The organism is Cutibacterium acnes, from assembly GCF_003030305.1.
GTDB lineage: Bacteria > Actinomycetota > Actinomycetes > Propionibacteriales > Propionibacteriaceae > Cutibacterium > Cutibacterium acnes.
Genome location: NZ_CP023676.1, coordinates 1,468,521 through 1,480,871 on the forward strand (window position 1 = coordinate 1,468,521; position 12,351 = coordinate 1,480,871).

Below are 12,351 nucleotides of genomic sequence, written 5' to 3' on the forward strand. Positions count from 1 at the left end.
GAGCCATTCGTTCCATTTTTTGAATCGACGGATCATATCGTGGACGTGCTGAGTATGGTTCACCTATGACCGACGACGTAACGCAACCCGCTGTCATCGGCGGCGACGGAATTGGCCCCGAAGTCACCGAGCAGGCACTCCACGTACTGGAGCAGACCGTCGGATCTGATGCTTTTGCCACCCACGAGTACCACCTTGGCGCCGCACATTGGAAGGCCACGGGAGAGGTTCTTGACAACTCCACTCTGGCCGAGATTGCCCAGGAAGTCGCCATCGTGCTCGACGCTGTCGGTGCTACCCCTGACTCGACAGAGGTGCCGTCAGTTTTATTTGGAGCGCGGCCATTTCGCCCTGATCCACAAGCACAACGTGCTCGTCAATGCCGGAACCTTGTGGCGTCGGATCGTCGACGAAGTTGTTCAAGAGTTCCCGAGTGTCACCACTGACTACTTGCACGTCGACCTACTTGCACGTCGACGCTGTCACGATCGCTCTGGTACGAGACCCCCAGCGATTCGACGTCATCGTCACCGACAACCTCATCGGTGACATCATCACCGACCTTGCCTCAGCGGTGACCGGTGGCGTCGGGCTCGCCCCTAGCGCCAATATCAATACCTCCGGCGAATTCCCGTCGATGTTTGAGCCGGTGCACGGCTCAGCGCCTGACATTGCTGGCACTGGTAAGGCTGACCCGACGGCAGCGATCCTGTCGATAGCATTGCTGCTAGATCACCTTGACCGCCCTGAGGATGCAGCCCGCGTCCGCGAGGCTGTCTCGGCGGACAATGCCACTAGGGCTTCCGGCCCCGCTCGAACGACCAGCGAGATCGGGCGAGACATTGCCCAACGCATCTGACCCAACCAACTACCAGCTAACCGCCCTCACAAAAAGTTCGAAGATACCGACTGGCAGAATGGCCCCGTGTTACCCATTCCCGAGATCCCTGAACCGGTGACGAAAGCTCTCCATAACGCACTGGAGATGGGCTATTTCACCACCACCCGCAATGAGACCGGCCGATTCATGGCTACCCTGGCGGCCGGGGTACATGGCGCCATTGGGGAGTGCGAAACGGGGTCTGGGGCAGGAGCTGCCTGGCTACGACTGGGGGCACGAAAACGCACCAGGGTTGTCAGTTACGAACCAGATCCCACGGTCTGCGCCCGAGCTCGCGAGGTCTTGGCTGACCTCGATATCGAGGTCATCGAGGGCACCTGGGATGACCTGCTCGATCACGGCCCCTTCGGCCTGCTCTCGGTACCGATCCGAGTAGCGAGAGCGCACGATGTTGACGAGATTCTCAAGGCGGTCTCGGTCGGAGGCCTCGTCGTCATCGACGATATGCCCCCCAGCCATGGTTTTCCTCCCCACGACATCAATGGCACCGTCGATACCACCAGGCTGGCCTGGCTGACCCACCCGAAGGTGCACGCCACCGAGATTCAGCTTGCCTCCGACATGGCGGCCATCGTTGCCTGTCGGCTATCTGCTCGAGGCTGACGAGGCAGAGGATACAGAATTGAGGGCCCGCGGTACCTACGGGCCCTCAACGTCAGGCCAGCAGGCTCAACGAGCCACGCTGCCTTCGGTGTAGTCGTCATCAGCAGCTGCCAGCCAGGAGTACATCTTGCGAAGCTCTTTACCGGTGGCCTCGATCGGATGCTTTGCCTCACCCTCGCGAAATTTCTTGGACTGTGGAGCACCGGCATCCTGATCGGCGATGAAACGCTTAGCGAAGGCGCCATTTTGGATGTCGTCTAGGACCGCCTTCATATTCTTTTTGACGTGGTCGTCGATCACACGCGGGCCAGACACGTAGTCGCCATACTCAGCAGTATCGGAAATTGACCAACGCAGCTTGGAGATACCGCCTTCGATGATGAGGTCGACGATCATCTTCATCTCGTGACAAACCTCAAAATAGGCCATCTCCGGCTGGTAACCGGCGGTAACGAGAGTCTCAAAACCGGCCTGGATGAGGTGGGACAGGCCACCGCACAGCACCGCTTGCTCACCGAAAAGATCGGTCTCGGTCTCCTCACGGAAGCTCGTTTCAATGCCGCCGGCGCGCAAACCGCCGAGGGCCTTGGCGTAAGACCTCGTGAGGTCCCAGGCGATGCCAGAGGCATCCTGCTCGACGCACACCAGCACCGGGACTCCGCGACCATCAGAGTACTCCCGACGCACGATGTGACCGGGACCCTTCGGGGCAACCATACAGACGTCGACGCCCTGGGGAGCTTTGATGTAGCCGAAGTGGACGTTGAAGCCGTGAGCGAAGAAGAGAGCGTCACCGTCCTTGAGGTGCGGGGCAATGTGCTCAGCATAGAGCTGGCGCTGGTTTTGGTCGGGAACGAGCACCATAATTAAGTCGGCCTCTTCGCAGGCATCCTCGATGGACAGCACCCGCAGCCCCTGAGCCTCAGCCTTGGCGATAGACGAGGAGCCGTCACGCAGACCGACACGCACATCGACACCGGAGTCGCGCAGGTTGAGAGCGTGAGCATGACCTTGGGAACCGTAACCGATGACGGCAACCTGACGGTTTTGGATGATGGACAGATCGGCGTCATCGTCGTAGTAGATCTTTGCCATAGCGTATTTCTCTCCTTGTTGGGGGTCTGGGTTGTCTTGGGATCTAGGGAACGTCACCCGGGGCGTTTCGCCCCGAGAACAGCCACACCACGGTTGAGGGCCACTTGTCCGGATTGAACAAGTTCGACAATTCCGAAGTGTTCCAGCACCTGCAGTAACACATCCAGCTTCTCACGTCACCCGGTGGCCTCGATCGTCAGCGATTCCAGTGAGGCGTCGACGGCCTTGGCACGACGTAGAGCAACGGTGTCGATGATCTTTGAACGGTTTTCGACGTTGGAACGCACTTTGACCAGGATGAGCTCACGGGTGACCGTGCTCGGCTCTGGTTCGGCGATCTTATGAATCTCAATGAGTTTGTTAAGTTGCTTGATAATTTGTTCAAGGGCCTGGGCGGAGACGGCGTCCACTCCGATCGTCATCCGGGTCTCACTGGGATCGTCAGTCGGCGACACCGACAGTACGCGTCTGGTCAACTCATCTTCCCGGCCTCATCATCGTTGCTGTCCTCGTCGCCGGGAGCAACGTCGTCTCCAACGTCACCCCAGTCCGGAGCCATATCTCGGGCGATCGTGATTTCATCATTACTGGCTCCGAAAGCCACCATCGGCCAGACCATGGCGTCAGTGCGGATGATGAATTCCACCACGACCGGGCGGTCATTGATCGTGTTGGCAGCTGTGATCGTCTCGTCGACCATGCCCGGTCTGCGACCCGGAAAACAGCGCACCCCAATGCTTCAGCAAGCTTGACGAAGTCTGGTAAGGGGTCGGAGTGCAGATCCATGTGAAAGAACCGACAATCAAAAGAACAGGTTCTGCCGCTGGCGCACCATGCCGAGCACGGTGTCTTGGGGTGCCAAAGCACCAACGCGCTGGATGACCTGCTGCGGGGGGAGATTTCTTCCTCGGGCGTTTCTTCACCATGTGAGTGCATAGGTTTTTCATCCGCTGTAACTGACGCACCCAGGCAGAGATATCGGGCAGGTCGTGCTGTCCGGGAGGATCAGGACACTAGCCAATAACAAGAAGCTGGTCGTTCATGCCACTGATCCTTGTGTGCACGACTAACCGTCAACAGTTTCGGACAAACGTCTCACATTATGAGCTATTTGCGATTCGATTCCCCAGTCACCATGGCCGCAACCTCCTCAATAGGGCGACGAGGCATGGCCGACCGAATGGCGTTGATGCCCGGCTCACGGTCGTACCGGGGAATGACATGCACGTGCAGATGATGGACACTCTGACCGGCAACCTCACCGGCGTTTGAGACGACATTGACTCCAGAAGCCCCCAGAGAGTCCACGAGGCGACGAGCCACCTTCGTGACCATCGGGCTGATACGTCCGAGCTCACCATCATCGTCGAGAACGCTTGTAACGTGCCTACGCGGGATGACGAGAGTGTGGCCATCCTGGAAAGGCTCGATGTCGAGGAATGCGACTGAGGCGTCGTCCGAGTCAATGATCGTCGCTGGGATGTCTCCCGCAGCGATTGAGCAGAAAAGGCAGTCCATAAGTTATGACTACCACATCGGCTAGGCGTGCAGTACGTGTTCGCTCAGCGGACCTCAAAGCCGGCATGACGCAGGCCGTCCTTGATCTGCGCGATCGTCAGGGTGTGATAGTGAAAAACTGACGCGGCGAGCACCGCGTCAACTCCGGCGCGCGCCGCCTCGACGAAATCGGCAACCTTTCCAGCTCCACCTGAAGCGATGAGGGGGACGTCGACAGCTGCTCTCACTGCCTCGATCATCTCAATATCGAAGCCATCAGCCGTACCATCGGCGTCCATCGAATTGAGCAGAATCTCACCTGCCCCACGCTCCACGGCTTGGCAAGCCCACTCAACGGCGTCCAACCCTGCCGAACGGGTGCCACCATGGGTCGTCACCCCAAAACCGGATGGCCGATCTGGTTCGCGACGGGCATCGACAGACAACACGATGACCTGATTGCCAAACCGGTCAGCGACCTCGTCGATCATCCCGGGATGAGCAATCGCTGCGGTGTTGACACCAACTTTGTCAGCTCCCGCCCTCAGCAGGACATCGACGTCGTCGACCCCGCGCACCCCACCACCTACAGTGAGGGGCACGAAAACTGTCTCAGCGCACCGTGTCACCATCTCGCGAGTGGTGGCGCGCCCCTCTGTTGAGGCAGAAATGTCGAGGAAAGTCACCTCGTCGGCACCGAGCCGCCCGTATTCCGCCGCTAGCTCCACGGGATCACCGGCATCGCGCAGACCGACGAAGTTAACCCCTTTAACGACCCGCCCATCCTTAACGTCCAGACATGGAATGACACGTATAGCCACAGCCATGACCTCAGGCTACCGGGCCGCACATCCCCCTTGTTAGTGGGCGCACGAATCAGTCTTCTTCGCGGTCCATGGTGACAACCCCACGCTGCATGGCACCCACCACTTGACGACAAGTGTGGGCCAGATTCTCCCCAACCCCGGCATGGGCAATCTGTCCAGCTAGATCGCACACCTGACGCACCCGGCGCACAAAATCACCAGCACTCATGTCGTCGAGTACGGTGTCCAGACCGGCACCGGCAGCCCATGCATAGCTGGCCTCGGCAAAACCAATGTCGAGATCTCGGGGACGCTCAATGCGGTGGTCACGCTCGAGCAGACCAATTTCGGCTCGGACCGCACGCAGTTGTGACTCCGCCGCTTCGCTCTTCCCATCGGGCATGCGATGAAGGTGGCCCCGGTCCCCCGGCCGCGACTCGTGAACGATGGTCGACAACACCGCCGCCAACTGCGGACAATCCAGGCCGTCAAAGACGCCTCGCCGAATTGCCTCAGCCGTCACCAAGTCGAGTTCGGAATAGATCCCCGAAAGCATCCGGCCAGCGTCCGTGACAGTATCCCCACCCGTACCGAGGTATCCCAAAGCCTCCAGTACCAGCACAATTCGCTCAAACTGGGTGGCAATCGACGTCGCCTTCGCGCGTGCTTTCGTCAATTCCCTCTCACTGCGACGGCGAAGTCTCATGGCACGTTCAGCGAAACGCGCATGGGACTCGCGATCAGGGCAGGAGTGGCAGGGATGAGCCTTCATCTGGGAGCGCAGCTCGGTGATCTGGTCGGAAAGCTCAGCATCCACCGCAGCACGACGCGGCTTCACCACTGGCCTCCCCAGCCCCTCAAGTACCCGATCGAAGGCCTTGCCGAGGCAGCGACGATCGGCCTGGTTTTCGGGGTGGAAATGGCGCGGGACTTTCACGCCGGCTACTCGCGTAACGGGGGCGTCAATATCCTGATGCCCCAGACGAATCACCGTCCGATCCGGAGTCATGACAAGGGGGCGAGGCCGTTGACCTCTCGTGCCGTGGGTGCCAGGGTCAACGACAACGACCCACCCAGCGTGACGCCCAGATGGCACGGCGATGATGTCCCCAGGATCAAGGCTCGACAGTGAGTCGGCAACCTGGCTAGGAAGTTCACCTTTGCGCAACCTCGCCTGCTCATGTTCCAGCTCCCTAATGTTTTCCCGCAACCGGGCGTATACGGTGAAATCTCCCCTTTCGCAATGGGCCGCCTTGAGGTAGGCCTCGATGTCGGCCTGGGTTTGCCGGTTGCGAACTGCCGAGCCTCCCAATCTGCGATCGATTTGGAACTGCGCGAAGGAATGCTCCAGTAGGTCACGAGCTTTTTCCCGCCCCATCGATCCAACGAGGTTGACGGCCATGTTGTATGTCGGCACAAAGGTCGAATTGAGCGGGTACGTACGACGCGACGCCAGTCCGGCCACCGCACGCGGATCCATACCTGGTTGCCAGCAGACGACGGCGTGCCCCTGGGTGTCGATCCCACGGCGTCCGGCGCGTCCGGTGAGCTGGGTGTATTCCCCGGGGGTGATGTCAGCGTGAGTCTGGCCATTGTATTTGACGAGTTTTTCCAGCACGACGGTACGAGCTGGCATATTGATGCCCAGGGCGAGGGTCTCGGTAGCGACGACGACCTTGAGTAATCCCGCGACGAACCCCTCCTCAACGATCGCTTTGATCACCGGGAGCAGACCGGCATGGTGAGCAGCAATGCCACGTTCGAAGGCTGCCATGAAGTGATTCCAGCCAACCGCGCGGCGTTCCTCGTCAGTCAATCCTTCCCCACGGCGTTGAGCGATGCGACGCAACTGACGAGCTTCCTGCTGGCTAGTGAGCACCAGGTCGGTGTTAAGCAGCTGGCTGACAGCAGCGTCACAGCCGCTCCGGGAGAACACGAAGATGATGGCCGGCAAGAGGTTGACCTTGTGGAGGGAACGCACCACCTGGATACGGCTCGTCTGGTTGCGAGGGCCACGAGGCCGACCGCCACGCCCCCGACGCTGTGCCGAAGCCCCACCGAATCGGCCAGTTCCATAAGACACACTGCGTTTCCCCTTGCCAGACCTCCCTCGCGGACGACGGGAGTCATCACGCTGGAACCGGGCCTCCTCCTTGGCAATGGAGGTTAGTTCGGGGTTGACCCCCGTAGGACGGCGCGAATCGAAGAGTTCATAAAGACGCCGCGCCACCGCTACGTGTTGGACAAGCGGTACCGGGCGACGCTCGGATACGACGACCCTGACGTCGCCACGCACCTCGTCGAGCCACTCCCCAAATTCCTCGGCATTAGAGACGGTTGCCGAAAGACCAACGATCTTGACGCGCGGATCGAGCCCAAGGATGACCTCTTCCCACACCGGGCCGCGGAAACGGTCCGCGAGGTAGTGCACCTCATCCAGCACCACCCACCCCAAGGTGTCGAGAGTATGGGAATTGCGGTAGATCATATTGCGCAATACCTCAGTCGTCATGACGATGACTGGTGCCTCGGAGTTGATGGTGACGTCACCGGTGAGAAGGCCTACTTGGTCTTCACCGTGTCTAGCGACAAGGTCATGGAACTTTTGATTGGACAGCGCCTTAATGGGTGTGGTGTAAAAGCACTTCAGCCCCGATGCCAGAGCTAAATCAGTGGCATACTCCCCCACCACCGTCTTGCCAGCTCCAGTAGGAGCGGCCACCAGAACACCCGCGCCGTCATCGAGATCTTGGCAGGCCTTTACCTGGTAGTCGTCAGGTTCAAAGGACAACCCGGCGATGAACCGATCGAGAATCTCGCTCATACCTCCAACCTAGCGGGAGGCTACGACTCTCCGGGAACCCCGACAAGGGGTCGGGCGACGACGCTGGGGCGCGAGCGTATCCGCATGCCGTCACCATCCCATGACAACGAGCCGGTCACCTTGACCGTGGCAAGCCACGAAATATCAGCGGCTTGAACGTTTGTGGTGTGACTGACACCGCTCAATCGATCTGAATATCGAATTCTGACTTATCAATACCCATATTGTCGGTCGAGCGCTTACGTTCATTGCTGCGGCAAATCCATTCCGCAATGACATACATGACGCTCAGCGGAATAGCCAAAGCACACATGGAAATTGGGTCACCAGACGGGTTCACAAAAGCGCCCAGACAGAAGAATCCAAAGATGGACCACTTCCGTGCCGCCTTCAGCTGCGCAGACGACAAGACGTGAATCAGATTGAGCAAGACCAAGACCACCGGCAGCAGGAAACTCACTCCAAAGAGCAAGATGACGCGAATCTCCAGTGCCAAGAACGCATTCATGTCAAGCAGGTTGGTAATGCCCATGCCGTGAGGCGTGAAGTTCAGCATCAAGGCAATACCCTTCGGGAGCACCCAATACCCCAGTACTGATCCTAGAAGAAACAGGGGGATAGCCGATCCCAGGAATCGCAGAGCCCACTTCTTCTCATTGACGAGCAAGCCAGGAACAATAAAAGCCCAGACCTGATAGAGCCAAATGGGGCAGGCAGCAATGAGGCCAGCAACAATGGCCACCCTCATATTCAGCACGAACGGGGCGACGACACCAGTATTGACTACCTGGAGGGAGGCCGTCGGGTTCTTCGCCTTGATGGCGAGGCTCGCCTGCTGGTACGGATGCATGACGATCTCAACCAGCGGACGGTAAAAGACAAAGGCCACGGAGCTCGTAATGACCACCGCTATAAACGACACAATGATCCGGTAACGGAGCTCCCGGATGTGGTCCAGGAGCGACATTGTGCCGCCCTCCCCAGCCTGGGGCGGACGGAATCGGGCAAACCGGCGGTGATCCTCATCGGACTGCCGAGTATCCGTGGCCATGACTCACTCAGTTGGCTTGGTCTCGTCCTTGGCGACGTCAGCCTCGGTAGCCTCAATGTCCTTCTCGGCCTTCGCATCCTTGCCCTTGTTCAGACCCGCTGTTTCTTCCTTGAACTCACGGATAGCGCGGCCAGCACCCTTACCGACGCCAGCGATGCGGGAACCACCGAAGAGTACGAGCGCGAGAAGCACGATGATGATGATGGTTGCTTCATTCGCAATGAGCAGAGGAGCCATTGAGGCTCTCCTTCCAGACTTGGCTGGCATCCCATCCCCGTACCGCACAGGAAGGCTACCAACTCGACGATCGGCGTTCAGGCTACCACGATGATCAGGGCGCTTCGGGAGCCGTCATGTCCTTGTTCATCGTGGTATCGACATCCTCGAGAATGTGAGCCAACTCATCGAGTCGACCGGTTACCCGCTCAACCTCACCCAAGATAGCCGCGATCTTTCGCCACAACCAGATCGTGCCAACGACGATCTCCACGACAAGCAGCACACCGGCAAAGACCAACACCCAGATCCACCACATCAGGATTTCTCTACCGCCTCACGGTTCGAAATCTCAATGCTATTTGCGGCAGCCGCAGCGCGCGCCAGCTGAAGGGCAGGAGCTGCAGCATGAGGTGGGTCAACGGAGAGAACATCTGGTCCGAGGCCCACCATGAGCTCAGCAAGCCACGTCGCAGAGGCGACGGCAAAAGTCACCTTCCACATGTCCCCGTCCTTCTCAACATGGCGCACCGGGTGATACTCAGCAACCCAGCCCGCGCGCGGAGCAAGGGTCAGCGTCACCTCGTCCACGACGTCAGAGAACCATTCGAGGGTTTCGGGCGGACGTCCGTGATTCGTGGCGTGCCCAACTCGCCTGCCAGTGACGATGCGGTCAAGCCGCCACGTGCGCCACTGCTTGCGAGCCATCGACCATCCGACGAGGTAGCGATGACCGTCGCGAACTTCGACACGCACCGGGTCGACGATCTGGGTATGCGGAGTAGGGTCGTCACCGCGTCGATGGACGATCTCAATCCGCCACTTGTTAGCACAGGCCCCGGTGAACCACTCTGAGCGAGGGTCGTAATCGGCTTGGAGGCTGGCCTCCACCGGATCTGGACCAGCCTGCGGGCAGACCTGGCGCAACTTCTCTACCGCGGATTCCACTGCAGGACGAACGGTGTCGTCAGCCAAATCGGCGATGACTTGCAAGGCGGCCAGCAGAGACCACGCCTCGTCGGGCGTCAGACGCATAGGCCGTGGCAGGGCATCAGCATTGGTGATGGTGATGGTGCCGTCGGAGTCGACGGCGTCCATGTCAATGTCGATGAGGTCGTCTGGCATCCCACCGGGCAGACCAACCATCCATAAAATCTTGAGATCGGCAATCACACGGTCAGTGCTGACACCAAACACTCGGGCAACCTCGGTGACGGCCACCCCAGGGTGAGATCGCAGATAGGGAATAAGAGCTAGCAGACGGGCGGTATCAGTGCGAGCCGTCATGAGGCGTTCTCTTCCAACCGCAGCACGGCATTGATCCTCTCGGCTAATACAGTGCGAGCCTCCTGGGGGGCAAGCAGGATGATACGACCGCCGGCGCGTAGCACGGCTGTCGCGGCCTCGTCATATCCGCCAAACCCACCGGTAACAACTTCGTAGCCCTCGGGAACTGGACCATCCCATTCGGCATGCGTAGTCATGACCCCTAAACGCACTCCGGGGGCGACGGCCATCGTGACGTCAACCTCCTCCGGTTCAGGTGGCTCGAGGCGATTGAGGTGGGCCTCGATCACCTCAGGTTCAGGACTCGCGACGGCGCCGGGTTCTCCCACGGTCGTCACGGCAGAACTGATACGTGACAGCCGAAATAGTCGTGGCTCATCGCGGTCGACGTCTCGTCCAACGAGGTACCAACGACCACGCCGCAAGGCCATTCGCCAGGGGTCTACGGTACGGTGCTTTCCCCCTCGGTAACCGAAGCGGACCCTGGACCGGTCAATAGTGGCCCGCCACAGATCAGAGAACGATGGCGCGTCTGCGCCAGTGACGACCTGGGTCGCGATGCCGGCCTCCGTGTCGGGCTCAACTCCTGCGGCACGCAACTTCACCAGGGCAGACGTGGAGGACTCGTCGAGGACGGATTCGCGCCACACTCGGGCTGCGGTCGCTAAAGCGTCAGCCTCCGCTTGCGTAAATTGGACAGGGGGAAGCTCCACATCGGCACGGGGAATGCGGTAGCCGACCTCGTCACCGAAGAAGGTGTCGAGGGTGACCGATTCGACGGTGATACCGATTCGACGCAGCTCCTCTTTGTCGCGTTCAAAGGACCGTTGAAACGCTACCTCGGAAACCTTGCGGTAGTCCTCGATCATGTCACGCAGCTGCGCACGCGTGAGAGGACGGTCGGTGACCAGGAGAGCGATGACGAGGTTAACCAACCTCTCCGAACGCTGTGCAGCCATCGGCACCCTCCTTCCAGCGTCCCAGCCTACCCATCTGACGGGGGCATGCCCGCCGCGTCACCCCAATTGTTGCCTACACTGCCGCTCGTGACCGATTTCGCCACCACTCACTCCGGTCTTCGACACGCAGCTGGTCGTTTCGCCCCCTCCCCAACCTCGGCACTGCATCTGGGGAACCTCCGCACCGCATTAGCGGCCTGGCTTTTGGCACGCTCGACAGGTCGTCGGTTCGTGGTACGCATCGAGGATTTAGATCGTGCGCGGGTGGCCGCGGCCGGAAAAATTGCCTCGACTCAACTACGCGACCTGGAGCCCCTAGGTCTGGATTGGGATGGTCCAGTCGTCCGACAGTCTGAGCGCCTCGACTTGTACGCCGACGCAGTAGCGGGTCTGGAAACCTACCCCTGTTTTTGCACTCGCAGGGAAATCGCTGCGGCCACTACCGCCCCCAACGAGGCCGATTGGCACCCGTATCCGGGTACCTGCCGCCGCCTCACCGTCCAGCAGAGACACGAACGTCTGACCACCCGGGCGCCAGCCACCCGACTGGCCAGTCAACTGAACACTTTCGAAGCGACCGACCTCGCTCGCGGCTGTGCTCGAGGACGGGTGGACGATCTTGTCCTGGTGCGCAATGACGGCACGCCGGCCTACAACCTTGCGGTAGTCGTCGACGACGGTCTGCAAGGGGTCGATCAGGTCGTTCGAGCCCGAGACCTATGGTCCTCGGCCCCTCGCCAAGCCCAGTTGGCCGAACTGCTCGGATTTATCCCTCCGGTCTACGCCCACACCGGTCTTGTCACCGGTCCAGGAGGGGTACGCTTGTCAAAGTCGGCGGGTGCGGCGGGGCTGTCCGATCTCGCGGATTCAGGTATTGACCACCGCCAGGTCGTGGCGTGGCTCTGCCGTTCCCTCGGACTCCCTGAAGTTGCTGATCCCCATGAGCTCGTCAACAATGTGGCCCTGACACCGCCTACCCCTGTTGCGGGCATTCACCGCTTAGATCCTAGGCCTCTTGGCGGAGCGATGGGGTGGTGGAGTGATGCGGTTCTCGATGTGGCGGTGCTGCGCGAGACCCGTCGACCCTAAGACACATATCGGCCGACATGTCT

15 protein-coding genes and 1 pseudogene are annotated in these 12,351 nt (G+C 60.0%); 4 read left to right on the forward strand and 12 right to left on the reverse strand.

Annotated features, from left to right (window positions below; translation table 11 throughout):
• The first annotated feature begins 65 nt into the window (after positions 1 to 65).
• From CPA42_RS07390 to CPA42_RS07405, 3 genes are all read left to right on the forward strand, one after another.
• Entirely contained in the window at positions 66 to 446 is a 381-nt protein-coding gene (locus CPA42_RS07390) for an isocitrate/isopropylmalate family dehydrogenase (protein WP_002516511.1), read from the forward strand.
• Positions 447 to 466: 20 nt separating this feature from the next.
• Complete coding sequence (locus CPA42_RS07400; RefSeq protein ID WP_002516516.1) at positions 467 to 859, forward strand: isocitrate/isopropylmalate family dehydrogenase; 393 nt, start codon at positions 467 to 469, stop codon at positions 857 to 859.
• A 66-nt stretch (positions 860 to 925) separates the two neighbouring features.
• Positions 926 to 1,504 (forward strand): O-methyltransferase, encoded by a 579-nt coding sequence (locus CPA42_RS07405; RefSeq protein ID WP_002516506.1) that lies wholly within the window; start codon positions 926 to 928, stop codon positions 1,502 to 1,504.
• Positions 1,505 to 1,570: 66 nt separating this feature from the next.
• On the opposite strand, the gene ilvC is transcribed toward CPA42_RS07405, so the two are convergent.
• The 12 genes and pseudogenes from ilvC to CPA42_RS07470 form a co-directional block, all read right to left on the reverse strand.
• Positions 1,571 to 2,599: a ketol-acid reductoisomerase gene (gene ilvC, locus CPA42_RS07410; protein WP_002516503.1), complete on the reverse strand. Its 1,029-nt coding sequence runs from the start codon at positions 2,597 to 2,599 to the stop codon at positions 1,571 to 1,573.
• Between the two features lie 53 nt (positions 2,600 to 2,652).
• Positions 2,653 to 3,054 (reverse strand): annotated as a pseudogene (gene ilvN, locus CPA42_RS07415) (acetolactate synthase small subunit).
• Positions 3,055 to 3,071: 17 nt separating this feature from the next.
• Positions 3,072 to 3,299 carry a hypothetical protein gene (locus CPA42_RS07420; RefSeq protein WP_002516488.1) on the reverse strand — a complete coding sequence of 76 codons (228 nt, stop codon included), beginning with the start codon at positions 3,297 to 3,299 and terminating at the stop codon, positions 3,072 to 3,074.
• Between the two features lie 407 nt (positions 3,300 to 3,706).
• Positions 3,707 to 4,117 (reverse strand): HIT family protein, encoded by a 411-nt coding sequence (locus CPA42_RS07430; RefSeq protein ID WP_002516512.1) that lies wholly within the window; start codon positions 4,115 to 4,117, stop codon positions 3,707 to 3,709.
• A gap of 44 nt (positions 4,118 to 4,161) precedes the next feature.
• Positions 4,162 to 4,923, reverse strand: coding sequence for an imidazole glycerol phosphate synthase subunit HisF (hisF, locus tag CPA42_RS07435; RefSeq protein WP_002516482.1), 762 nt, complete (start codon positions 4,921 to 4,923; stop codon positions 4,162 to 4,164).
• Between the two features lie 49 nt (positions 4,924 to 4,972).
• Entirely contained in the window at positions 4,973 to 7,726 is a 2,754-nt protein-coding gene (locus CPA42_RS07440) for a DEAD/DEAH box helicase (protein ID WP_002516515.1), read from the reverse strand.
• Positions 7,727 to 7,746: 20 nt separating this feature from the next.
• Positions 7,747 to 7,911 carry a hypothetical protein gene (locus CPA42_RS07445; RefSeq protein ID WP_002516486.1) on the reverse strand — a complete coding sequence of 55 codons (165 nt, stop codon included), beginning with the start codon at positions 7,909 to 7,911 and terminating at the stop codon, positions 7,747 to 7,749.
• On the reverse strand, positions 7,908 to 8,777 hold the full coding sequence (tatC, locus tag CPA42_RS07450; protein ID WP_002519397.1) for a twin-arginine translocase subunit TatC: 870 nt from the start codon (positions 8,775 to 8,777) through the stop codon (positions 7,908 to 7,910). The genes CPA42_RS07445 and tatC overlap by 4 nt, the downstream gene beginning before the upstream one ends.
• 3 nt (positions 8,778 to 8,780) lie before the next feature.
• Positions 8,781 to 9,014, reverse strand: a complete 234-nt coding sequence (locus CPA42_RS07455) for a twin-arginine translocase TatA/TatE family subunit (protein WP_002513313.1) — start codon at positions 9,012 to 9,014, stop codon at positions 8,781 to 8,783.
• A gap of 94 nt (positions 9,015 to 9,108) precedes the next feature.
• Positions 9,109 to 9,312 (reverse strand): hypothetical protein, encoded by a 204-nt coding sequence (locus CPA42_RS07460; protein ID WP_002516500.1) that lies wholly within the window; start codon positions 9,310 to 9,312, stop codon positions 9,109 to 9,111.
• Positions 9,312 to 10,280, reverse strand: a complete 969-nt coding sequence (locus CPA42_RS07465; protein ID WP_002516491.1) for a WYL domain-containing protein — start codon at positions 10,278 to 10,280, stop codon at positions 9,312 to 9,314. Before CPA42_RS07465 ends, CPA42_RS07460 begins: the two co-directional genes overlap by 1 nt.
• Positions 10,277 to 11,239, reverse strand: a complete 963-nt coding sequence (locus CPA42_RS07470; protein WP_002513310.1) for a helix-turn-helix transcriptional regulator — start codon at positions 11,237 to 11,239, stop codon at positions 10,277 to 10,279. The genes CPA42_RS07465 and CPA42_RS07470 overlap by 4 nt, the downstream gene beginning before the upstream one ends.
• 87 nt (positions 11,240 to 11,326) lie before the next feature.
• Between CPA42_RS07470 and gluQRS the strand changes: the two genes are divergently transcribed.
• Positions 11,327 to 12,328, forward strand: a complete 1,002-nt coding sequence (gene gluQRS / locus CPA42_RS07475) for a tRNA glutamyl-Q(34) synthetase GluQRS (RefSeq protein WP_172037276.1) — start codon at positions 11,327 to 11,329, stop codon at positions 12,326 to 12,328.
• Positions 12,329 to 12,351 lie beyond the last annotated feature (23 nt).